This is a genomic window from Nocardia sp. NPDC058705, assembly GCF_042749305.1.
GTDB lineage: Bacteria > Actinomycetota > Actinomycetes > Mycobacteriales > Mycobacteriaceae > Nocardia.
The window spans coordinates 44,431-65,277 of record NZ_JBHYRN010000028.1 but is presented as its reverse complement, the minus strand read 5'-3'; the positions used below and the strand labels follow the sequence as shown (position 1 = coordinate 65,277).

Sequence of the window (20,847 nt, the reverse complement as noted above, 5' to 3'; positions counted from 1 at the left end):
ATGACAGTGACTTGTTCGATTCGCCCGGGGCCGGGTTCTTCGGGAGTTTCGGGAGGGAGATTCTCGATCATGTTCCAACACAAGGTTGTTCGCCGCGCGCTTGCGGTGGCGCTGCCCATTGCGGTGGGGCTCGCCGGGGCCGGAGTGTGCTCGGCGGAGGCCGACCAGCAGACGCAGTATGCGGCCGGGCTGGCGAGCGTGGGGGAGGGTTACCGCACGGCCGTCGCGCCGGACCTGCGGACCGTGTCCGCCTCGGTCGACGAGGGGCGCTTTCTGCTCGCGCCCGACTCGAGCCGGGTTGTCGTCGAGTCGGCGACCGGCGATCCGATCGGGGAGATCCCCACCTCGTTCACCACCGTCAGCGGCAATGTGATCGCCCTGGCCACCGAGATCGCGGCCGACGGGCGCAGTGTGACGGTGACGCCGCGGCCCACCGAAGCGGCGAGCGCCGAACTGAAGACCATCGCGACCACGCCGACCGCGCAGTTCCCCGACCCGGTCCAGAACGCGGCCGCCATCGGTGCGGGTATCGGCGCGATCGTCGCGGCGGTCGTGTGCATCCCGATGATCACCACGATGATTCTCTACCTGCCGTGCGTCGGGCTGGTGGGTCTGCCGAACGCCTTGATCGGCGCGCTGATCGGCGCTGTGGTCGGGGTAGCAGCACCGGACATCATCCCGCAGGTCCTGCCCTGAGCGTGAAAAACATTGCGGCCCGGTCGAATTCGACCGGGCCGTGCTGCTATTTCACGAACGGCGAGTCGATCTTCTCGACCAGCCATCGGCCGTCGGTCAGCACCATGCTGTTGTAGACGATCATCATCATCTTCTGGGGCGTCGTTTGGGTGAGGCTGGTTCGGACCTGCTGGAACACCGCGACGACGGTCATCCGGTCACCCTCGCCGGACTTGTACAGGCAATCGAGGTGCTCCACCTGGGATGTCACCTGCGCCTGCGTCATCGCGGCTTGGAGCGCGGGCCATCCGCTGTCGAAATCGGTGCGCAACTGGCCGGTGGTCCACTGATCGATGGCGGACTTGTACCCGCCGAGGTTGGTGTGGTCATAGCTCGACATCGCGTTGGTGAGGTCGCAGGCCGCGGTGCGCGCCGCCTCCCGTGCGGCATCGCGGGCGATCGACGGGTCCGCGGGTTGGACGGTTGCCGGTGGGTCCTCTTCGAGCAGCAGGGTGCCCGCGGTCGCCCAGCCGACCACCGCGAGAACAGCCGTGACGGCGGCGACCACCGGCCAGATCCATCGCCGGGGTGGCCGCGGCGTGGGTGGGTAACCCGGGTTGGGCTGTTGGCCGGTGGGCGTCGGGTATCCGAAACCGGGCTGTTGCCAGTTCCCGTAGGGCGCGGGAGCGGGTTGGTACGGCTGCGGCCCAGCGCTCGGCGGCTGCGGAATGGGCGGCGGGGAACTGGAGGTCTGGTCGGTCATGGCGGCCCCCTTTCGCCGATGACATTAGCGGAGAGGGGCTTTCACTCCCGGACGACTTCGACCGGGTCGGTCAGCGCCAGCGCCAGGGCGGACTGCTGGGACTGGCCGCGCGGGGGCAGAGCCTCTAGCGCCTTGGCGGTTTGGTTGTTGAGGTTGCCGACGATGTTCTGCAGGGCGCCGACGCCGCCGGTGAGTTGTTCGACGGCTGAGAGGAGTTGGGCGCCACCCTGTTCGGCGAGGGTGGGGAGGCCCTTGGCGAGTTCGGCGCCCTGGGTGAGTTGGTCGCGGGCGCTGTTGAGGCGGGCGACGACGGTGCGCAGCAGGGTGCCGAGGTCGGTGTTGGGATCGACTGCGGCGCCGGTCAATTCGCTCAAGCCCTCGAGCTGGGTGCCTGCCTGGGTCGAAACACCGCGTAGGGCTTCGAGTTTGGTGATGATGTCGGCGAGTTGGGGGTCGCCGGAGAAGGGGAGGGCTTTCAGGAGTGGCAGGACCTGGTCGAGACCGGAGCCCATGGCGGCCGCGCTGCTCTGGACGCCGGCGATGGTGACGCCGGTGGCGCCGAGGGCGTCGGCCAGTTGGTTGGCCTGCTTGGCGGCGCCGTCGACCGTTTGGTTCAGCAGCTCGATGGCCGAAGTGAGCTGGCCCGCACCCTCTTTCGCATAATCGAGGAACCCGAGCATCTCCTGGGCGCCGCCGCTGAACTGGCCCGCGCCGTCGGCTGCGGCGTTCACGCCCGCGCTCAGTAGCTGGGCGGTGAACTGCACCGACGTCATCTGGTTGCGTGCCTGCGAGACCGCGGCCAGTGCCGCGTCGACGCCGGACGCGCCGATCCGGTGGGTCACCGCGTCGACCGCACCGTTCACCGTGAACGCATCGGCGCCGTCGTGGGTGGTGACGGTGACCTTCGCGCGCTTGGGTTCGGGAGTGGCGAGGGTCGCCATCGACGAGGTGAGGTCGGCGGGCAGGGTGATCACGGCGGCGTAGTCGTCGGCGTCGATCTCGCCGGGCTTCGCCACGGTCCACTCGTAGCCGCCCGCGTCCTGCACGGCCTTGACCACCCGCTCACCGGTGGGTCCGGAATCGGCGTTGACCAGCGCGATCCCGGTCGGCGCGGCGTCGTTGCCCGCACAGGCGACGAGACCGCCCGCCAGCGCGATGGCGGTGGTGAGGCAGAGCAGACGAACGCGTTTGTCGATCACATCGGCGACGGTAACCCCCGATTCGGTTGCTGGATGTGGGAGCTCTCTGAGAGTTCATTGAGGAAGACCGGGGCGCGGGTAGCTGTCAGGATGCCCGCCGGGCTCGGTGCTCGATCGCTGATCGATAGCTGCTGGTTCAAACTATGCCATGTGTCACAACATGTTTCGCAAACCATTGGTGGTTCGGTACAACTCTCGAGTCAATCGACATCGAGATTTTTTCGATTCGTCCGGGGGGTTCGGGGATTCTTCGGAAGCATCGGGAGGGAGCACCGAAACATGTTCAGCCTCAACATCACTCGCCGCGCGGTCTTCGCCGCACTGCCACTGGTCGTCGCCACCTCGCTCGTCACCACGGGCACCGCGGCCGCCGACGTCACCGTCGAGCGTCAGGCCGAGATCGCGACCGCACTGGGTAGCGAGGGCGCGGCCGACGGCGTCGGCTACAAGACCACCGTCTCGCCGGACCTGCGCACCATCTCCGCGACCGTCGACAACGGCCGGTTCGTGCTCTCGCCCGATTCCACCAACGTCGCCGTCATCTCCGCCACCGGCGCCAAGGTGAGCGAGCTGCCGCTGACCCTGGCCACCACCGGCGGCAACAACGTCGCGCTGGCCTCGGTCATCTCCGAAGACGGCCGCACGCTGCAGATCGCCCCGCAGCTGTCCGCCGCCACCACTGCCGAGCTGAAGGACATCGCTACCAAGCCGGAGGCGCTCAACCACGACCCGGTCCAGAACGGTGCGGCCGCGGGCGCCACCATCGGCTTCCTGACCGCCGCCATCCTGTGCATCCCCGCCCTGGCCGCCTTCATCATCGGCTACTTCTTCTGCGCCTTCTCCTCGGGCGTCTCCATGGCGCTCACGGGCGCGGTCCTCGGCGCGGTCATCGGCCTGGTGATCCCGGAGTCCATCCCCCAGGTTCTCCCCTGATCTCCGGGCTCGCCTGATCGTTCGCTGATGCCCCACAGCCACGCATACCGCGGCTGTGGGGCTTTCGCTTTTTGTGCCATGACACAGCTGGAATCTGTTGTGTCAGTGAGGAATTCGGATATTGCGCGCACCTGGTTCTCGCTTGCTACTCTGCTCGGTTGCCGACACAGAAGTTCGGCGTCGAGTGGTTCGGAGAACGTAGTGAAGTTTCAGTCAGCGGTGTCGATCAGTCTCCTGGTGGGTGCCGCCATCGCCGGTCCGGTGATCGGCGCGGGCACCGCGCAGGCCGACCCGACCCTGTGGACGGTCGTCGTCAATTCCCACCTGTCCCCGGACCGGTTCTTCGAGATCCGCGACCACGCGGACAAGGGTGCCGCCGAGAGCGCGGCCCTTGCTGCCTGCGACGCGGGCTTCCCCGAGCCGATCAATCTGGGCTCGGCCAGCCTCTTCGAGCCGGCATGCACGGTGCGGCTGGTGTTCGAGAGCGGGAACTGCGGGGTGCTGATGCGCGCCGAGGAGCTGATCTCCGGAACCGACGACCAGTACAAGACCGTCTATTCGCCCGGATACGGCGAGGACCTGGGCTGGGCCGAAATCGACGCCCGCATCCACAACGTGGAGGAGCACCTGGCCAGCTCGATGCCGAAGACGGTCTGGTCGGGTTGTCAGGGCTGACCGGAGGCTGTGAACACGGTGGACGTGACGTCCGCGATAACGGTGGCTGAACGGTTGCTGCGGTATTCTCGCGAGTGTCTTCACCCGTGCCGGTCCGGCGCGGAACTCACGAGAGTGGAGGTTCGATGTCCGACACCGACGATGTGAAAGCCAAGGCCAAAGCCGAGGCCGAGAAGATCGAGGCGGAAGCGAAGAAGGCAGCGGCCAGCGTGAAAGACGCCGCCGAGCGCGCGGCGGGCAAGGTGAAGGGCGCGTTCGAGCACAACGACAAGAAGTAGGTAGCGCGCACCCTCGGCCCCGCGCCCGCGATCATCGCGGGTGCGGGGCTTTTGCGTCGGCGGGTCGGACCGGCAGGTCGATGACCAGCCGGGCGCCGCCGAGCGGGCTGTCCTCGAAGTACGCCAGTCCGCCGTGCAGCTGGGCCTGCTGGGCGACCAGCGCGAGGCCGAGACCCGAACCGCCCTTGGTGGCGTTGGCGCCGCGGGCGAACCGCGCGAAGACGGCCTCGCGTTCATCGGGTGCGACGCCGGTGCCGTTGTCGTCGACGGCGATCACGATGCGGCCGTACGGGGTGCGGTGCGCCGAGACCACGGCGGTGGTGGCGCCGCCGTGCTTCACCGAATTGGTGAGCGCGTTGTCGACTGCCAGGCGCAGACCGGCGGGCAGACCGCGGGTGACGAGTTCGGCGTCGGTCTCGATGCGCACCGTCAGGCCGGGGTTGTGGCGCATCGCGTCGTGGGCGGCCTGGTCGCACAGGTCGGCGACATCGGTGGGGACGTGGTCGGCTTCGGCGGTGAGATCGCCGCGGGCGAGTCGTTCCAGCGCTGACAGGGTGGTTTCGACCCTGGTTTCGTTGCGGGCGAGGTCGTCGAGGATCTCGCGGCGTTGTTCGTCGGTGAGGTCGAGGGTGCGAAGGACCTCGAGGTCGGTGCGAATCGCGGTGAGCGGGGTGCGCAGTTCGTGGGCGGAGACGGCGGCGAAATCGCGGGCCGTCTCGAGCGCGGCGGCGGTCTCGGCCTGGGCCTGATCGACGCGGGCCAGCATGGTATTCACCGCGTCGGCCAGCTTCACCGCCTCGTCGACACCCGAACCGTCGACCGGTTGGGCGGCCTCGCCCGGCTCGCCGACGGCGGAGACCTGCCTGGTCAGTTTCACGATCGGGCCGACCGCGCGCCCGGCGAGCAACCAGCCGAGCGCCGCCGCGGCCGCGACCGCGATCGCCGCGCCCGCCAGCACCCAACGCTGCTGGTCGTCGGTCGCTTTGGTGGCCTCGGTGGTCGGAATGGCCAGCGAGACCGTGCGACCTTCGGGCTGGTTCTCGGTGGTGGTGAGCACCCGATACGGCTGGTCGTGCAGCTCCACGGTCTGCGAGCCGGGCGGTAGATCCGGCAGCTGGGTCGAGCTCGACGCGGTCACCTGGCCGTTGTCGCGCACGGTGAGCGCCATGGTGTTCTGCAAACCGGTCAGATTGACGAAGCCGGTGGCCAGCACCGGCTCGATCAGCACGATGCGCGAGGCGATTTCCAGTTGCTGATCGGTTTGGGTGACATTGTTGCGTTCGATTGCCTGAAAACCAACGAAAGCGGCGATCGTGACGATGATGACCGCACCGGCCGCAGCCGCTCCCGCGACTCTTGTCCGCAGCGAAAAGGATTGTCTGCGACGATGTTTCAGCGGTGGGTCGGAGATCATTTCGATTCCCGGAGTACGAAACCCACCCCGCGAATCGTATGCAAAATCCTTGGCGTGTCATCTATTTCGAGTTTCCGGCGCAAGTATCCGACGAACACATCAACCACATTTGTATCGGCTATGAAATCGTAACCCCACACCAATTCCAGCAGCCGTTCACGCGTCAACACCACACCGGCATTGCGGGCCAAGGTGGACAGCAATTCGAATTCCCGTTTGGTGAGCTCGATTTCCCGCCCGTGCAGAAGTGCGCGATAACCCGCCACATCGATCAGCAGCGGACCCACAGTCAGCGATCCCGGTGCCACGGGGTCGGGCGTGTCGGTGCGGCGGCGCAGCAGGGCCTTGATCCTGGCCACCAGTTCGGCCAGCTCGAACGGTTTCACCAGGTAGTCGTCGGCGCCCGACTCTAGGCCCGCGATCCGGTCGTCCACCGAGGCGCGGGCGCTGAGCACGCAGATGGGCACGTCATTGCCCATCGCCCGCAACGCCGTGACCACGCCCGCACCGTCGAGGACCGGCATGTTCATGTCCAGGACCACCGCGTCGGGTGCGTGCTCGGACACCGCCCGCAGCGCGGCTCCGCCGTCGCGCGCGACCAGCACCCGGAAGCCGGACAGCCGCAGGCCGCGTTCGACCGAGGCGAGAACGTCCTCGTCGTCATCGACGACAAGGACCGTTGAGGTAGTCACCCTGTGATCCTAGGTGGGGCAGTTACGCAGGTGGAGTGACCGGATCGCCGTTGGTGACCTCCGACGGCGGGTTCCCCAGCGGTGGGTTGGCGAGGATGCGGTCGGCGAGGGCGGTGAGGACGTGCGGATCCTCGATTGTGGCCGGGGTTTCGACATGTTCACCGGCGGTGAGCTGGCGGATCGTCTTGCGCAGGATCTTGCCCGAACGCGTCTTGGGCAGGCCGGTGACGATGATCGAATCGTGCAGGCTGGCGATCGCCCCGATCTGGTTGCGCACCCGTTCGTCGAGCTCGGCGCGCAACTGCTGCTGATCGATGTCGACGCCCTGCTTGAGCACCACATAGGCCAGCGGGAGGCTGCCCTTGAGCTCGTCGGGCATGCCGATCACCGCGCACTCGGCGACGGCCTCGTGCCCGGAGATGGCGGCCTCGATGCTGCCCGCCGAGAGGCGGTGACCGGCGATATTGATCACGTCGTCGCTGCGGCCGAGGACGTAGAGGTAGCCGTCCTCGTCGAAGTAGCCGGAGTCGCCGGTGAGGTAGTGGCCGGGGAAGGCCGACAGGTATGAGCGGATGAAACGCTCCCGGTTGCGCCACAGGCCCGTCAGGCAGCCGGGGGGCAGGGGCAGTCCGATGACGATATTGCCCTCGGTGCCGTTGGGTACCGGGTTGCCGTTCGCGTCGAGGACGCGCAGCCGGTAACCGGGCACCGGCACACTCGCCGAACCGGGTTTGACCGGCAGTTCCTGCAGGCCGAGCGGGTCGGCGCAGATGGGCCAGCCGGTCTCGGTCTGCCACCAGTGATCGACCACGGGGGTATCGGGATGCTCGGCGAGCAGGGTGTTGGTGGCCCAATCGAACGTGGCCGGATCCAGGCGTTCGCCCGCGCAGAACAGCGCGCGCAGCCGGGACAGGTCGTAGCGGTGGGCCGCGGTGGCCTCGGGGTCGGCGCGGCGGATCGCGCGCAATGCGGTCGGCGCGGTGAACAGCACCCGCACGTTGTGCTCGTCGATGATCCGCCAGAACGCCCCGGCGTCGGGGGTGCCGACGGGTTTGCCCTCGTAGAGCACGGTCGTCGCACCGACCAGCAGGGGCGCGTAGACGATGTAGGAGTGGCCGACGACCCAGCCCACATCGGAGGCGGCCCAGAACACCTGACCAGGGCCGACGTCGTAGATATTGCGCATCGACCAGGACAGCGCGACCGCGTGTCCGCCGTTGTCGCGGACCACGCCCTTCGGCTTTCCGGTGGTGCCGGAGGTGTAGAGGATGTAGAGCGGATCGGTGGCGGCGACCGAGACCGGATCGGCGGGCGCCACGCCGTCTACGCAGGCATCCCAGTCGACCCAGCGGGCGGCGACGGTCTGCTCCGAGGACGGCAGCACGTCGGTGGCTGCCAGCGCGGCCGGGAACTCGATCGTCTGGAACTCGGGGCGCTGTTTGACGATCACCGTGCGCACCGACGCGGTCTCGGCGAGGTCGAGCGCGGCGATCACGATCGGCGGGTAGTCGATGCGGCGGTTCGGTTCGAGCCCACCCGATGCGGTGACGATCAGGACCGGCTCGGCGTCGTCGATGCGGGCGGCCAGCTCGGGTGCGGCGAAGCCGCCGAATACCACCGAGTGCACCGCGCCGATGCGGGCACACGCCAGCATCGCGATCACCGCTTCGGGGATCATCGGCAGATAGATCACCACCCGATCACCGGCCACCACACCGAGATCGCGCATGGCACCGGCGAACTCGGCGACTTTGTCGAGCAATTCGGCGTAGGTGTAAATCGTGGTGGTGTCCGTCATAGCGGAGGCATATATGAGGGCGGGCTGATCGGCGTGTCCACCCTGGTCGACAGTTCCGGCCCGGACGTGGCGGTCAAGGGCATTCACACAGGTATTCAGACGGGCGTCGGGGAACCACCGGGCCGACCGCTTGTCGGCGGCATCCACGATCTGCTGCGGTTCGACATCCCATTCGATGCTCTGAGCTGCGGCGGACCAGAAGTCGGCTGGGTCGACCAGGCTGGTCTGATAGACCGGCCGGTACTCGTGTTCGGTGTCCAACCCCGTGACTCCCTAGCCTCGCTTCGATGCCCGCTCGATAGATCCAGATGATTGTGGCAGACTTCACGCGACACCCGAGGGGGTGCCGCGACCTTTGGTTTTGCCTACAACAGGCTGGTCATGGAGCGGACCCCGACCGGGAGTCACCCAAGAAGTTATTGATCCGTTAGAATCCGATGTCACTTATTCGGGCAGTCGTAGACGCAATTTCTCGGCCAGCCGTAGTTCTCGGCCAGCAGCCACTGGCGAGCCACCATCGCGCCGGTGGAGGTTCGCTTCAGGCGCACGGTACGAGGCCAGTTTGGAAAGTGAGTGGGAGATGCGTGACGCCGCTAGGTCCGGCAGCAAACGCTGGGCGCTCGGCAACTGGGACCTGCGTTGGAAGGTTACGGCCGTGCTTGCCGTGCCACTCGCGGTCGCGGTCGGGCTCGGCGTGTCTCGAATTACCTCGGAGTTCTCGGAAGCCAATCGGCTGTCCAGTATCAACGAGCAGGTAGACACGATTCCGGTGGTCAGCCAGCTGAGCGCCGTCACGGCCCAGGTGGTCGGCAGCCAGATGGTGCCGAACGGGGCCGGTGCCTCACTGGTGACCCCGCAGGACCTGCAGCGCCTCGATGGGGTGATCGGCAAGGCCGACGCGGCGCTGGACCAGCTCTCCGGGCTGCCCGAGGTGCAGGATGCGTTCGGACGCATGCTCACCCACGCCAAGAAGGTGCAGGCGCAGGGCTCCGGCCTGACGACAGTCTTCGAACCGTCACTTGCCGTGGTCTCGGAGATGAACAACGACAGCATCCGCATCGTGGAAGCGACACTCGCCGACGCGAGCAGCCCCGCGATGGACGCGAACAAGATTCGTCTGGTCGACCTGCGCAACACCAGCACGGTGCTCGTCGACGAGTTGGCGGGCATCGCCCAGATGCTGCAGGGCAAAGAAGAAGGCGTTCAGACCTACCTCACCGGTGTCGCTGTCGAACGGCACCGGGTCGAGGTGCTCGCCAACCGCTTCCCCGACGGCGACCCGGTGATCGCCGAACTCAAGAAGCAGGTCGACATCAGGCTCGGCCTGCTCGACAGTCCCGCGTTCGCGGCAGGCCAGTTGCCCGTCACCGAGCTCAAGACCTCGCTCTACACCAGCATCGCGGCCTACGAAGGCGCTGTCGACGAGTCGACCAAGGCGATCGACATCGCCATGGAGGACCTCGCCAGCTCGGCCGCCACCGGCGCTTGGACCTACACCGCGGTCGTCATCGCGACGATCCTGGCCGCGCTGTTGCTCGCCGTGTTCGTCGCCCGCTCGATGATCGTGCCGCTGCACCGCCTTCGCCTCGCCGCGCTGCGCGTCGCCGAATCCGACCTGCCGCACGAGGTCGCCCAGCTCCGCAACGGCGCCGCCCCCGAGGACGTGCCGCTCGAGCCGATGCCGGTGCGCTCCGATGAGGAGATCGGCCAGCTGGCTCGCGCCGTCGACGATATCCACGGGCAGGCGCTGCGCCTCGCCAGTGACCAGGCACAGATGCGTTCGCAGGTCAACGACATGTTCGAGACCCTGGCGCGCCGGTCCAAGTCGCTCGTCGACCATCAGCTCACCCTCATCGAGGCGATGGAGTACGACGAGAAGGACCCGCGCCTGCTCGAGAACCTCTTCCGGCTCGACCACCTCGCGGCGCGTATGCGTCGTAACGGTGACAACCTGCTGATTCTCGCCGGTACCAAACAGCGTCGCACCAAGTCGGCCCCGGTCGAGATCGCCGACGTCCTGCGCGCCGCGATCTCCGAGGTCGAGGACTACGAGCGGGTCAAGCTCGGCGCCACGCCGCGTGGCTCGCTGGTCGAACCGGCCGCCTCCGATATGGCGCACCTGTTCGCCGAGCTGCTCGACAACGCGCTGCGGGCCTCCCCGCCGGAGACCGACGTCAAGTTCACCTTCGCCCAGGCACACGACCAGGGTCTGCTGATCGAGGTCGCCGACCGCGGTATCGGTATGCCGCCCGCGGAGATGTCGGAGATCAACCACCGGCTCGAGCAGACCGCAGAGCCCGGTCCCGACACCGCCCGCCACATGGGCCTGTTCGTGGTGGGCCGACTGGCCGAGCGCCACGGGCTCACCGTGCGACTACGTCCGACCTTCGATACCGCCCGCGATCCCGGCGTCACCGTCACCGTGCACGTGCCGGTCGGCCTGATCGTCTCGGGTGCCGGTGGGACCGTGGTGCCGCCGCATCAGCTGCAGAAGCAGCAGCAGGCTCCCGCACCGGACCAGCAGCGGCCGCAGCCCAACCCACAGCAGCAGCCGAGCACCATGCAGACCCGCGCGATCACCCGCACCCCGGGTGGCAACGTGATGGTCACCGTGGATCCCGGCGTCAGCGGGCCGACCCCGGCGGGTGCCGGTGGTGGGTTGCCGCAGCGTCAGCCGGGTAACTCGATGGCAGCGGGTGCGGCACAGGACGCGACCGAGCAGTCGTCGCCGTCGCTGCGTCCGCCTGCGCCGGGCCAGGCGAACGTGCCCCAGCGCGGCAAGCTCGCCGCGGCGAACCTGCCCAAGCGCAATCTGGCACCGGGCGGGCCGCAGCGTCCGCCCGCCGGGCCGGGTCAGGGCGAGCAGAAGCCGAGCGGGCTCGCGCAGACCGGCGGCGGATTGCCGCAGCGTCAGCCCGGTGCCAGCGGTGCGCCCTCGCGCGATTCCGCACAGCCGCCCGCCGCGCCGCAGCGCGATGCGGCACAGACTCAGCGGGGGAGCACCCCCGGTGGTCTGCCGCAGCGTTCGCCCGGCGCCAACGGTGCCCCGCAGCGTGATCCCTCTGTCGGTCTCCCACAGCGTGATCCGGCGCAGCGACTACCGCAGCGTGATCAGACCGGTGGGTTGCCGCAGCGCGACCCGTCGACCGGGCTCCCGCAGCGGGAGCAGACCGGCGGCCTGCCGCAGCGTGATCCGGTAACGGGTCTGCCGCAGCGTGACCAGCCGACCGGATTGCCGCAGCGTGCGCCGGGAAGTGCCGCGCCGCAGCGTGATTCCGAACCGGTCCAGCGTGATTCGTCGACCGGTCTCCCGCAGCGGGGCACTGCCTCCGGCGGTCTGCCGCAGCGTGAACCCACACCGCGGCTGCCGCATCGGGATCAGTCCGGCGGTCTGCCGAGGCTCGATCCGCTCACGCAGCGCGATCCGTCCGGTGAACTGCCCAAGCGTGATCCGTCGACCGGGCTGCCGCAGCGTGATCCGTCGCCGCAGCGTGAGCAGACCGGTGGTCTGCCGCAGCGTGATCCGGCCAACGGACTCCCGCCGCGCGCTCAGCCCGCCCGTCCGGCCAATGGCCTGCCGCAGCGCGCAACCCCTGCGCCGCAGCAGGATCCGGCCGCGGCGCAACCGCGGCGGGACGCGCCCAACGGCCTGCCGCAACGTGCGGCTGCACCGAATGGGCTGCCGCAGCGCGATCCCGGGGCTAGTGTTGTACCGCAGGCGACCGCCGGGCCAGGAGTGGCTCTGCCGCAACGGGATCGGGAACCTGCGGAGCCGGATAACGCTGCGTCGGCAGGGCGTGATCCGGGTCGGCACAGCTTCCGGGCCAGTCCGGAGAAGGCTGCGTCGTTCTTCCAGACCAGGTTGCAGCCGGCACCCGAGGGTGATTCCGTGATGGGCGGAACGCCGATCTTCGCCGAGATGATGTCGGCGTGGCTCACGGACGAGAACTCCGACCGCAACCAGATGGCCGCCGCCTTCGAATCACCCGGTGACGAGGGATGGCAGGCCGCTCGTGCGGCCAGCGAAGCCCAGGCCGAGGTCCGTACCGCCGCCGGCTTGCCACAGCGCAGTCCGGGCGGCAGGCTCGTGCCGGGTGGTGTGAGCGGCGCCGCCGAGCGCACCCAGCCCCAACGCGATCCCGCCACGATCCGCAACAGCCTGAGTCGTCATCAGCAGGGCGTCCGGGATGGCCGCGCAATGAAGGCAATGAACCTAACCGGAGATAAAGGAGACCGATGAACCCCGATCTAGGTGGTACGAACCGTCAGCTGGATTGGCTGGTTTCGAACTTCGCCAACGAGGTTCCTGGCGTAGCCCATGCCGTCCTGGTCTCGGCTGACGGACTCTTGATGGCCGCGAGCGCTCAGCTCCCGGTCGACCGTGCCGAGCAGCTCTCTGCCGTCACCGCCGGACTGGCGAGCCTGTCCGTCGGCGTGTCGAATCTGTTCGAAGGCGGTACGGTACTGCAGTCCGTCGTCGAGATGGAGCACGGTTACCTGCTGCTCATGGCAGTCGGCGATGGCTCCTACCTAGCTGTCCTGACCAACACCTCGTGTGACATCGGTCAGGTCGGCTACGAAATGGCACTTCTGGTCGAGCGCGTTGGCCAGACAGTCCAGGCCACACCGCGCGTCACGATGGGTTCCTGATGGTGGGATGGACATAGACGATCACCGCATGGGGAGCGCCGAGCCCAGCCTCGTTCGCCCGTACTCCTTGACTGCCGGCCGCACCAGGCCGGCGGTCGAGTTGGCGCTGGAGGCACTCGTCGCATCGCATCCGGTCGCCATGGAGCGGCAGTACGAACTGAACAACCTCGAAACGTCCATCGTGGAGTTGTGCAGGCAATCGCCGTCCGTTGCCGAGATAGCTGCCCAGCTGTACATCCCGATCGGGGTGGCCCGGGTACTCGTAGCCGATCTGATCGAGGCCGGTCATGTCCGGGTTTCGGCAACATTGAAAGACGATTCCAGCGACGATGAACGTCGCGAGCTGATCGAAAGGGTTCTCAGTGGACTCCGGCGTATTTGATTCGACGGCGCAGGTAGACACCCGCACGGCCAAGCCGACTTCGGCGAAGATCGTTGTCGCCGGTGGCTTCGGTGTGGGTAAGACCACGATGGTCGGTGCGGTGTCGGAGATCGTTCCGCTGCGCACCGAGGCGTTGGTCACCAACGCCAGTACCGGAATCGACAACCTGACCGGTATTCCGCAGAAGTCGACCACCACGGTGGCCATGGACTTCGGCCGTATCAGCCTCGCCGACGACCTGGTCCTGTACCTGTTCGGTACGCCGGGCCAGTACCGGTTCTGGTTCATGTGGGACGACCTGATCCGCGGCGCCATCGGCGCCGTGGTGCTGGTCGACACCCGCAGGCTCGAAGACAGCTTCGCCGCTGTCGACTACTTCGAGGCCCGCGGGCTGCCGTTCCTGGTGGCGCTCAACGAGTTCGACGATGCGCCGAAGTACCCCCTGGAAGACATCCGCCAGGCGCTTGCGGTTCCCGCCGACGTGCCGATCATGTCGATCGACGCCCGTCGCCGGGAACCGGCCAAGCAGGCACTGGTCGCCTTGACCGAGTACGCGCTGCGCAAGGTCATGCAGGGCTACTGAGCCGGTTCTTCGACGATGACCGGGGCTGCCGCGATGAAGGCCGCAGCCCCGATTTCGTTCACGACTCCGGTTCGGGGTCCGGTCGCGTCCAGCCGAGGATCATCGCCGGTGCACAGCCACCGGCGAGGATCGCGGCCAGCATCATCAGTCCGCCCGCGTAGGCGGTGCGATAGGCGTCGGCTTCCGGCGCGATCGCGCTGACGAAGATCAGGTACGCCAGCGGCGGCACCGTCAGCGTCTGGGTGACAGCGAGTCCCGCCGACCGCGCCTTGTTGCGTTCGGCGATCTCCAGCTCGTCGAGCATCTGGTCGGGCGCGTGATCCTGCCCGCCAGAGGCGATGCGCAGCATCGTCCAGCTGGGCAGAAACAGCACAAGTGCGATGAGCGCGACCACCGGCGCCGCTGCCAGATCCAGCGCGCACATCACTCCCGCGACGGTGATCCCGAGCAGCGCGATCACCACGCCGATCACCAACATCCGTCGCCGGCGCAGCGGTCGCCAGCTCCGCAGCATCCCTGCGGTTCGCTGTTCCTGGACGAGCCAGCGCTGGATTCGATAGTTCTGGTAGCGGTCGATGAGGGTGCTGGTCATGGCATTTCGCCTTTCGTACGTGGGTACAGCTCGGCCGACAACGGGCCGAATTCCTTGCGGGAGAACACGACTTCGATCGGCAGCGCGAAGACATCGCAGATGCGCATCGCCAGATCGAGGCTCGGATAGTGATCGCCACGCTCGAGCGCGCCGATCGTCTGGACATTGACGTTGACGGCCTCGGCTAGCGCCGCCCGGCTCATCCGATGCTCCGCGCGCAACACGGCGATGCGGTTGAAGATCGGTAGGGTTTCCCCTCGTCTGACTGGGCTCACCTAATAAAGTGTTGTAAAAACACAACAGAATGTCAAGACATTCCAACGGTACAGTCGTTCCGGCTAGGCTCAGAGCGTGCACATGTCGGCGGATGACTTGCTCGGCCAGTTGCTCGACGCGGGCTCCTTCGTGAGCTGGGACCGGGCCCCGATCGAGCCCGCGGTGTCGCCGCGCTATCGCCAGGAGCTGATCGCGGCGGCGGAACGGGCGGGCACCGATGAGGCGGTGTTGACGGGGGAGGGTCTGCTGCGGGGGCGCCGCGTGGCGGTGATCGCCTGCGAGTTCGCGTTTCTGGCCGGGTCGATCGGGGTGGCGGCGGCCGAGCGGATCGTGTGTGCGGTCGAGCGCGCGACCGAACTCGGCCTGCCGCTGATCGCCTCGCCGACCTCCGGCGGCACTCGAATGCAGGAGGGGACAGTAGCTTTCGTCCAGATGGTGAAGATCGCGGGCGCGGTGGCTGTGCACAAGGCGGCGGGACATCCGTACCTCGTGTACCTGCGCAACCCGACGATGGGCGGGGTGTTCGCGTCGTGGGGTTCGTTGGGGCACATCACCTTTGCCGAGCCCGGCGCACTCATCGGATTCCTCGGGCCACGCGTGTACGAGGCCTTGTACGGCAGGCCTTTTCCGCCCGGCGTGCAGACCGCGGAGAACCTCTATCGCAATGGCGTGATCGACGGCGTGGTGACCGTGGAGGTGTTCCGCCGGATCGCGCACCGGGCGATGAGTGTCGCCGGCGGCGCTGTCGAACCGGTGACCACCGAACCGGGTTGGGCTGCGCCCGTTCGTAGTCCGGCGACACCGGCGAATCCCGCTGCGAGCGCCTGGGATTCGGTGCTCAGCTCGCGCAGGCCGGGCCGACCCGGCATTCGGGATCTGCTTCGCCATACGACACAGCGGGTCCCGCTCAGCGGTACCGGTCGCGGTGATTCCGATCGCACCGTCCTGCTCGCCCTCGCCCGCTTCGCCGGGCAACCGTGCGTCGTCTTCGGCCACGACCGATCCGGGCAGGAAGGCGAACACACCATGGGCCCGGCCGCCCTGCGTGAGGCGCGGCGCGCGATGGTGCTGGCGCGGGAATTGCGGCTGCCGCTGGTGCTCGTCATCGATACCGTCGGTGCGGCCCTGTCCAAGGAGGCCGAAGAACGCGGGCTTGCCCCCGAAATCGCGCGTTGCCTGGCCGATCTCGTCACCCTCGACACCCCGACCGTCTCCGTGCTGCTCGGCCAGGGCACCGGCGGCGGCGCCCTCGCGCTGTTGCCCGCCGACCGGGTGCTCGCCGCCAGGCACGGCTGGCTGGCCCCGCTGCCGCCGGAAGGGGCGAGCGCCATCGTGTTTCGCGACACCGCGCACGCACCGGAAATGGCTGCGGCGCAAGGCATCAGATCGGCGGACCTGCTCGATGACGGTGTGGTGGACCAGATCGTCGAGGAGTACCCCGACGCCGCCGACGAACCGGTCGCCTTCGCCCGCCGCACGGTCCTCGCGATCGCCGCCGAACTGGCTGCCCTGCGCGCCGGGGATCCGGCCGAACTGCGGACCCTGCGCCAGGCCAGATACCGGCGAATCGGACTGGTGGGCGGCAGCTGACGGCCCCCGACTCGCGCCCCGCTTCGTACCCATTCGCAGGTCGGGGGAAACACACCACGCACCGTCGTTGACGACACCCCGAACCGCTTCTACGGTCGAAAGGGTGACCTTTCGCAGTGAGAGCAGCCCTGTCCCCACCATCGTGCTCAATGACGGGAACGTGATCCCGCAGCTCGGCTTCGGTGTGTTCCAGGTGCCGGCGGAAGACGTCACCGGGGTGGTGGCCGAGGCGTTGAAGGTCGGCTACCGCAGCATCGACACGGCCGCGGTCTACGGAAACGAGGAAGGCGTAGGCCGCGCCATCGGTGAGTCCGGGATTCCCCGCGACGAACTCTTCGTCACCACCAAGCTATGGAACACCGACCAGGGCTACGACAGCACCCTGCGTGCTTTCGACACCAGCATGCAGCGCCTCGGCCTGGACTATCTCGACCTGTATCTGATCCACTGGCCGGTTCCGTCGGCCGGTCGCTATGTCGACACGTTCCGCGCGTTCCAGGCGCTGAAGTCGCAGGGCCGGGTCGGTTCGATCGGTGTCTCGAACTTCCGGGTGATCGACCTGGAGACCCTGATCGCCGACACCGGCGAGATCCCCACGGTGAACCAGATCGAACTACATCCCACGCTTTCCCAGCGTGACCTGCGTCAATACGATGCCAATCACGCGATCGCCACCGAGGCGTGGAGCCCGCTCGGGCAGGGCACCTTGCTCGACAACCCGACCATCGTCGGCATCGCGAAGGAACTCGACCGCACGCCCGCGCAGGTCATCATCAGGTGGCACCTGCAGCTGGGCAATATCGTCATCCCGAAGTCGGTGACGCCGTCGCGGATCGCCGAGAACTTCGATGTGTTCACCTTCGAACTCGACGCCGAGGCGATGGAGTCGATCAGCCGCCTCGACGCGGGCAAGCGGGTCGGCCCCGATCCGTCGACGTTCAGCGCCGGGCTGGACTGATCCCGAGGTAGTCGGTCAGTTCGCGGGCGGCGGCCCGGCCGGCCCGGTTGGCGCCGATCGTGCTGGCCGAGGGCCCGTAGCCGATGAGGTGGATGCGCGGATCGACGGCCACCTGGGTCGCCAACCGTCCGGTCATGGTGATCCCGCCGCCTGGTCCGCGCAGCCGTAGCGGTGCCAAATGGTCCAGTGCGCTGCGGAAACCGGTCGCCCACAGGATCACATCGGCGGCCTGGAAACTGCCGTCGGCCCATCGCACGCCGGTCGGCTCGATCCGCTCGAACATCGGCAACCGCCGCAACGCGCCACGCTCGCGGGCGGCCCGCAAACGCGCGTCCAGGGGCAGTCCGGTCACCGAGACGACCGACCCCGGCGGCAGCCCGGCGCGCACACGGTCCTCCACCAGCGCCACCGCGTCGCGCCCGTCCTGTTCCACGAACGGCGTCTGCCGCCACCGTGGCTCCGATCTGGTCACCCATGTGGTGGAAGTCACCAGCGAGATCTCGTCGAGCAACTGCACCGCGGAGATGCCCCCACCGACGATCACCACATGCTTGCCCGCGAACTCGTCGGCAGTCTGGTAGTCGCGGGTGTGCATCTGACGACCGGCGAAGGTGTCGGCCCCCGGGTATCGGGGGACGAACGGGCGCTCCCAGGTGCCGGTGCCATTGATCAGCCCGCGCGTGCGCAAGGTGCCCGCACCCTCGGTTTCGACCTGGAAAACCTCGCCGCGCCCCGCGCAGCTACTGCCGTCGGCCGTTCGATCGCACACCACTTTGACCGTCACCTGCCGCTGAACCCGCAGGTCGAAGCGCTTCTCGTAGAGCTCGTAATAGTGCGGCACCGCCGTGGCAGCGGGCGCGGACTCCGATCCAGCGGGCAGCGTCTCAGCGAAGGACATCCCCGGCAGATCGTGCACTCGGTTCACCGTCGTCAATGTCAACGAAGGCCACCGGAACTGCCACGCCCCACCGGGTCCCGGCGCCTGATCGACGATGCGGAAATCGCGCTCGGGCACCAGTCCGAGCTTGCGTAGGTGGTAGCCAGCGGAGAGTCCGGCCTGTCCCGCACCGATCACCAGGATGTCGAAGTCATGGCTCCCGGGGGCTGGTACCGCGGCGGCTGAGGCAGAATTGTCGTGAACCACAGTCGTGGATGCTATCGCCTTACCAGGCGTTGTCGGTGGCCTGTGGCAGAGTGTGAACATCCACGAAATCCGGCCGATTCTGGGGAGTATGCATGCTCGGCGTGACCCGCGATGGTGATGTGATCACCATCGAATTGCAGCGCGAGGAACGGCGCAATGCGCTCAACGAGGACCTGGTCGGGCAGTTGCGCGCCGCGGTGCTCGACGCGGTGGCACAAGGTGCGCGGGCCATCGTGCTCACCGGCCGCGGACCCATCTTCAGTGCGGGTGCCGACCTGTCGGGGGTGTACTCCGAGTCGTTCCTGAGCGGGCTGCTCGACATGCTGCACACCATCGAATCCGTTCCGGTGCCGGTGATCTCGGCGATCAACGGCGGCGCGCTCGGTGCGGGCGTGCAACTGGCGCTGGCCTCGGACCTGCGGGTGATCGAGCCCGATGCCTACATCGCGGTGCCCGCGGCCAAGCTCGGCATCTCGGTCGACCGCTGGACGGTGTCGCGGCTGGCGGCGCTGATCGGTGGCGGTCCGGCCCGCACGATCCTGCTCGGCGCCGAATCCGTCTCCGCCGCAGACGCTTACGCCTACGGCTTCGCCAACAAGCTCGGCACACTGGCCGACGCGCAGGACTGGGCCAAGTCGATCGCCGCGCTCGCGCCGCTGTCGCTGCAGGCCATGAAGCTGATGCTCAACGACGACGGCACCGGCGACCCGGCCAGCGCGCAACAGGTTGCCGCGCTGGAAGCCGCGTGGAGCAGCGACGACGCGAAAGAGGGCCGTCTGGCCCGGCAGGAGAAGCGTCCGGCGAAGTTCGTGGGCCGCTGATGCGGATCACACGAGTGGCCGGTTCGCTGGCGAGCACCCTCGGTCTCGCCTGGGTGGCGCGCGCGGTGTGGGGGCTGCCCACTGCGCTCGGTGCCGGTCCGTCGGCCATCGCGCCGACCGCGATCGGCAAGTCCTCCTACCGCGACGGCCGTTTCCACAACACCGAGCCGAGTTTGATGCTCGCGGCCGGTGCCGCACCGTCGCTGATCTGGTCGGGTCTCACCAAGGGCCGCGTCGGTCGCCCGGCGAACCCCGTCCCGTTGGTCACCCCCGCGGTCCCCGAGCAGGCGGCCGAACTCGCCGTCACCTGGTACGGGCACGCCTCCGCCCTGGTCGAACTCGACGGCTACCGGGTGTTGGCCGATCCCGTGTGGAGCGAACGGGTCTCCCCGTCCCCGGTCGTCGGCCCGGCCCGGCTGCATCCGGTCCCCGGCGAACTGTCGCAGGTGCCGCAGGTCGACGCCGTGATCATCTCCCACGATCACTACGACCACCTCGACAAAGCCACCGTCGACGAACTCGTCCGCACCCAGCTCGCCCCGTTCGTCGTGCCCACCGGAATCGGCGCGCACCTGCGGCAGTGGGGTGTGCCCGAGTACCGGATCGTCGAGCTGGACTGGGGTGGCTCGGTCTCGCTCGGCCACGATGCCGACGACCGCGGCCTCACCATCACCTGCGCCGAGGCCAGGCACTTCTCCGGCCGCGGCCTGGTCCGAAACACCACGCTGTGGGCGTCGTGGGCGCTGTCGGGCCCCACCAAACGGGTCTACTTCGGCGGCGACACCGGCTACACGAAGGCGTTCTCCCAAGCGGGCGCGGTACTCGGCCCCTTCGATCTCACCCTGCTGCCCATCGGCGCCTACGACGAGCGCTGGACCGATGTGCACATGAATCCCGAAGAGGCGGTGCGCGCCCACGCCGACCTGTGCCTCGGCGACCCCGGCTACGGCCTGCTGGTCCCGATCCACTGGGCCACGTTCAACCTGGCCTTCCACGGCTGGTCCGAACCCGTCCGCCGCCTGGTGTCGGCGGCCGCGGATGCGGGTACTCCGGTGGTAGTGCCCAAGCCGGGCCAGAGGGTGGTTCCGAATGACCTCCCACCACGGGATTCGTGGTGGGAAGATGTTGAGTGACCGACCCGCCTCTCGAAAGGAACATCGTTAGATGAGTCTCGTAGATACGTTGAAGGGCTTGCTCGGTAAGGGCAAGGTAGCGGTCGAACAGAACGCCGACAAGATCAATGAGGCGGTCGACAAGGCCGGCACCTTCATCGATGACAAAACCAAGGGCAAGTACAGCGACAAGATCGAGAAGGGCAAGGACGCGGCCAAGAAGGTCGTGCCCCCGCAGGCAGGCCCCGGTCCTGCCGCCGGTGGCCCCGCTCCGACAGATCCGGGACCCAAGGCCTGATTCGGTCCGCGGGG

At 67.9% G+C, this 20,847-nt stretch carries 21 protein-coding genes; 13 read left to right on the top strand and 8 right to left on the bottom strand.

The window, feature by feature from the left end; all coding sequences use genetic code 11:
* Positions 1-69 precede the first annotated feature (69 nt).
* Complete coding sequence (locus ACFW6D_RS26235; protein WP_379332350.1) at positions 70-696, top strand: hypothetical protein; 627 nt, start codon at positions 70-72, stop codon at positions 694-696.
* A gap of 46 nt (positions 697-742) precedes the next feature.
* On the opposite strand, the gene ACFW6D_RS26230 is transcribed toward ACFW6D_RS26235, so the two are convergent.
* A complete protein-coding gene (locus ACFW6D_RS26230; RefSeq protein WP_379332348.1) occupies positions 743-1,438 on the bottom strand; it encodes a hypothetical protein in 696 nt (231 codons plus the stop codon).
* Between the two features lie 41 nt (positions 1,439-1,479).
* Entirely contained in the window at positions 1,480-2,637 is a 1,158-nt protein-coding gene (locus ACFW6D_RS26225) for a hypothetical protein (protein WP_379332346.1), read from the bottom strand.
* Between the two features lie 279 nt (positions 2,638-2,916).
* Between ACFW6D_RS26225 and ACFW6D_RS26220 the strand changes: the two genes are divergently transcribed.
* The 3 genes from ACFW6D_RS26220 (at position 2,917) to ACFW6D_RS26210 (ending at position 4,523) form a co-directional block, all read left to right on the top strand.
* Positions 2,917-3,570, top strand: a complete 654-nt coding sequence (locus ACFW6D_RS26220) for a hypothetical protein (RefSeq protein WP_379332344.1) — start codon at positions 2,917-2,919, stop codon at positions 3,568-3,570.
* A 201-nt stretch (positions 3,571-3,771) separates the two neighbouring features.
* On the top strand, positions 3,772-4,245 hold the full coding sequence (locus tag ACFW6D_RS26215) for a hypothetical protein (RefSeq protein ID WP_379332342.1): 474 nt from the start codon (positions 3,772-3,774) through the stop codon (positions 4,243-4,245).
* Positions 4,246-4,370: 125 nt separating this feature from the next.
* A complete protein-coding gene (locus ACFW6D_RS26210) occupies positions 4,371-4,523 on the top strand; it encodes a hypothetical protein (RefSeq protein WP_379234041.1) in 153 nt (50 codons plus the stop codon).
* Positions 4,524-4,554: 31 nt separating this feature from the next.
* Here the strand turns inward: ACFW6D_RS26210 and ACFW6D_RS26205 are convergent, their stop codons facing one another.
* The 3 genes from ACFW6D_RS26205 to ACFW6D_RS26195 are packed head-to-tail and all read right to left on the bottom strand — an operon-like array spanning position 4,555 to position 8,688.
* The gene (locus ACFW6D_RS26205) at positions 4,555-5,937 is read right to left on the bottom strand and encodes a sensor histidine kinase (protein WP_379332340.1); all 1,383 of its coding nucleotides are present in this window, start codon (positions 5,935-5,937) and stop codon (positions 4,555-4,557) included.
* The gene (locus ACFW6D_RS26200; RefSeq protein ID WP_379332338.1) at positions 5,934-6,629 is read right to left on the bottom strand and encodes a response regulator transcription factor; all 696 of its coding nucleotides are present in this window, start codon (positions 6,627-6,629) and stop codon (positions 5,934-5,936) included. The genes ACFW6D_RS26205 and ACFW6D_RS26200 overlap by 4 nt, the downstream gene beginning before the upstream one ends.
* A gap of 22 nt (positions 6,630-6,651) precedes the next feature.
* Positions 6,652-8,688, bottom strand: coding sequence for an AMP-binding protein (locus ACFW6D_RS26195; RefSeq protein ID WP_379332336.1), 2,037 nt, complete (start codon positions 8,686-8,688; stop codon positions 6,652-6,654).
* A 319-nt stretch (positions 8,689-9,007) separates the two neighbouring features.
* Here ACFW6D_RS26195 and ACFW6D_RS26190 point away from each other — a divergent pair, with 319 nt between their 5' ends.
* Genes ACFW6D_RS26190 through ACFW6D_RS26175 form a run of 4 tightly spaced genes read left to right on the top strand, consistent with a single transcriptional unit; the run spans position 9,008 to position 14,042 of the window.
* Positions 9,008-12,667, top strand: coding sequence for an ATP-binding protein (locus ACFW6D_RS26190; RefSeq protein WP_379332334.1), 3,660 nt, complete (start codon positions 9,008-9,010; stop codon positions 12,665-12,667).
* Positions 12,664-13,077 (top strand): roadblock/LC7 domain-containing protein, encoded by a 414-nt coding sequence (locus ACFW6D_RS26185; RefSeq protein ID WP_011207200.1) that lies wholly within the window; start codon positions 12,664-12,666, stop codon positions 13,075-13,077. Before ACFW6D_RS26190 ends, ACFW6D_RS26185 begins: the two co-directional genes overlap by 4 nt.
* 7 nt (positions 13,078-13,084) lie before the next feature.
* A complete protein-coding gene (locus ACFW6D_RS26180) occupies positions 13,085-13,459 on the top strand; it encodes a DUF742 domain-containing protein (RefSeq protein WP_056818578.1) in 375 nt (124 codons plus the stop codon).
* Complete coding sequence (locus ACFW6D_RS26175; protein ID WP_174551063.1) at positions 13,440-14,042, top strand: ATP/GTP-binding protein; 603 nt, start codon at positions 13,440-13,442, stop codon at positions 14,040-14,042. The genes ACFW6D_RS26180 and ACFW6D_RS26175 overlap by 20 nt, the downstream gene beginning before the upstream one ends.
* Before the next feature lie 58 nt (positions 14,043-14,100).
* On the opposite strand, the gene ACFW6D_RS26170 is transcribed toward ACFW6D_RS26175, so the two are convergent.
* Both ACFW6D_RS26170 and ACFW6D_RS26165 read right to left on the bottom strand, forming a co-directional pair.
* Entirely contained in the window at positions 14,101-14,634 is a 534-nt protein-coding gene (locus tag ACFW6D_RS26170; protein ID WP_379332332.1) for a hypothetical protein, read from the bottom strand.
* Positions 14,631-14,909 (bottom strand): helix-turn-helix transcriptional regulator, encoded by a 279-nt coding sequence (locus tag ACFW6D_RS26165; protein WP_101464495.1) that lies wholly within the window; start codon positions 14,907-14,909, stop codon positions 14,631-14,633. Before ACFW6D_RS26165 ends, ACFW6D_RS26170 begins: the two co-directional genes overlap by 4 nt.
* 82 nt (positions 14,910-14,991) lie before the next feature.
* Here ACFW6D_RS26165 and ACFW6D_RS26160 point away from each other — a divergent pair, with 82 nt between their 5' ends.
* Both ACFW6D_RS26160 and ACFW6D_RS26155 read left to right on the top strand, forming a co-directional pair.
* The gene (locus ACFW6D_RS26160) at positions 14,992-16,500 is read left to right on the top strand and encodes a carboxyl transferase domain-containing protein (protein ID WP_379332329.1); all 1,509 of its coding nucleotides are present in this window, start codon (positions 14,992-14,994) and stop codon (positions 16,498-16,500) included.
* A gap of 103 nt (positions 16,501-16,603) precedes the next feature.
* Complete coding sequence (locus ACFW6D_RS26155; protein WP_379332327.1) at positions 16,604-17,458, top strand: aldo/keto reductase; 855 nt, start codon at positions 16,604-16,606, stop codon at positions 17,456-17,458.
* Here ACFW6D_RS26155 and ACFW6D_RS26150 read toward each other — a convergent pair.
* Positions 17,439-18,602, bottom strand: a complete 1,164-nt coding sequence (locus tag ACFW6D_RS26150) for a flavin-containing monooxygenase (protein WP_379332325.1) — start codon at positions 18,600-18,602, stop codon at positions 17,439-17,441. The two genes, ACFW6D_RS26155 and ACFW6D_RS26150, sit on opposite strands and share 20 nt — an antisense overlap.
* A gap of 92 nt (positions 18,603-18,694) precedes the next feature.
* On the opposite strand from ACFW6D_RS26150, the gene ACFW6D_RS26145 reads away from it, so the two are divergent.
* The 3 genes from ACFW6D_RS26145 to ACFW6D_RS26135 are packed head-to-tail and all read left to right on the top strand — an operon-like array spanning position 18,695 to position 20,833.
* A complete protein-coding gene (locus ACFW6D_RS26145) occupies positions 18,695-19,423 on the top strand; it encodes an enoyl-CoA hydratase (RefSeq protein WP_379332323.1) in 729 nt (242 codons plus the stop codon).
* Complete coding sequence (locus ACFW6D_RS26140; RefSeq protein WP_379332321.1) at positions 19,423-20,556, top strand: MBL fold metallo-hydrolase; 1,134 nt, start codon at positions 19,423-19,425, stop codon at positions 20,554-20,556. Before ACFW6D_RS26145 ends, ACFW6D_RS26140 begins: the two co-directional genes overlap by 1 nt.
* Before the next feature lie 31 nt (positions 20,557-20,587).
* On the top strand, positions 20,588-20,833 hold the full coding sequence (locus tag ACFW6D_RS26135) for an antitoxin (protein ID WP_379332319.1): 246 nt from the start codon (positions 20,588-20,590) through the stop codon (positions 20,831-20,833).
* Positions 20,834-20,847 lie beyond the last annotated feature (14 nt).

Coding starts and splice junctions, on each gene's coding strand:
- ACFW6D_RS26235 (WP_379332350.1), top strand. CDS start 70: ATGTTCCAACACAAGGTTGTTCGCCGCGCGCTTGCGGTGGCGCTGCCC.
- ACFW6D_RS26230 (WP_379332348.1), bottom strand. CDS start 1,438: ATGACCGACCAGACCTCCAGTTCCCCGCCGCCCATTCCGCAGCCGCCG.
- ACFW6D_RS26220 (WP_379332344.1), top strand. CDS start 2,917: ATGTTCAGCCTCAACATCACTCGCCGCGCGGTCTTCGCCGCACTGCCA.
- ACFW6D_RS26210 (WP_379234041.1), top strand. CDS start 4,371: ATGTCCGACACCGACGATGTGAAAGCCAAGGCCAAAGCCGAGGCCGAG.
- ACFW6D_RS26205 (WP_379332340.1), bottom strand. CDS start 5,937: ATGATCTCCGACCCACCGCTGAAACATCGTCGCAGACAATCCTTTTCG.
- ACFW6D_RS26190 (WP_379332334.1), top strand. CDS start 9,008: ATGCGTGACGCCGCTAGGTCCGGCAGCAAACGCTGGGCGCTCGGCAAC.
- ACFW6D_RS26185 (WP_011207200.1), top strand. CDS start 12,664: ATGAACCCCGATCTAGGTGGTACGAACCGTCAGCTGGATTGGCTGGTT.
- ACFW6D_RS26180 (WP_056818578.1), top strand. CDS start 13,085: ATGGACATAGACGATCACCGCATGGGGAGCGCCGAGCCCAGCCTCGTT.
- ACFW6D_RS26170 (WP_379332332.1), bottom strand. CDS start 14,634: ATGACCAGCACCCTCATCGACCGCTACCAGAACTATCGAATCCAGCGC.
- ACFW6D_RS26160 (WP_379332329.1), top strand. CDS start 14,992: ATGTCGGCGGATGACTTGCTCGGCCAGTTGCTCGACGCGGGCTCCTTC.
- ACFW6D_RS26145 (WP_379332323.1), top strand. CDS start 18,695: ATGCTCGGCGTGACCCGCGATGGTGATGTGATCACCATCGAATTGCAG.
- ACFW6D_RS26140 (WP_379332321.1), top strand. CDS start 19,423: ATGCGGATCACACGAGTGGCCGGTTCGCTGGCGAGCACCCTCGGTCTC.
- ACFW6D_RS26135 (WP_379332319.1), top strand. CDS start 20,588: ATGAGTCTCGTAGATACGTTGAAGGGCTTGCTCGGTAAGGGCAAGGTA.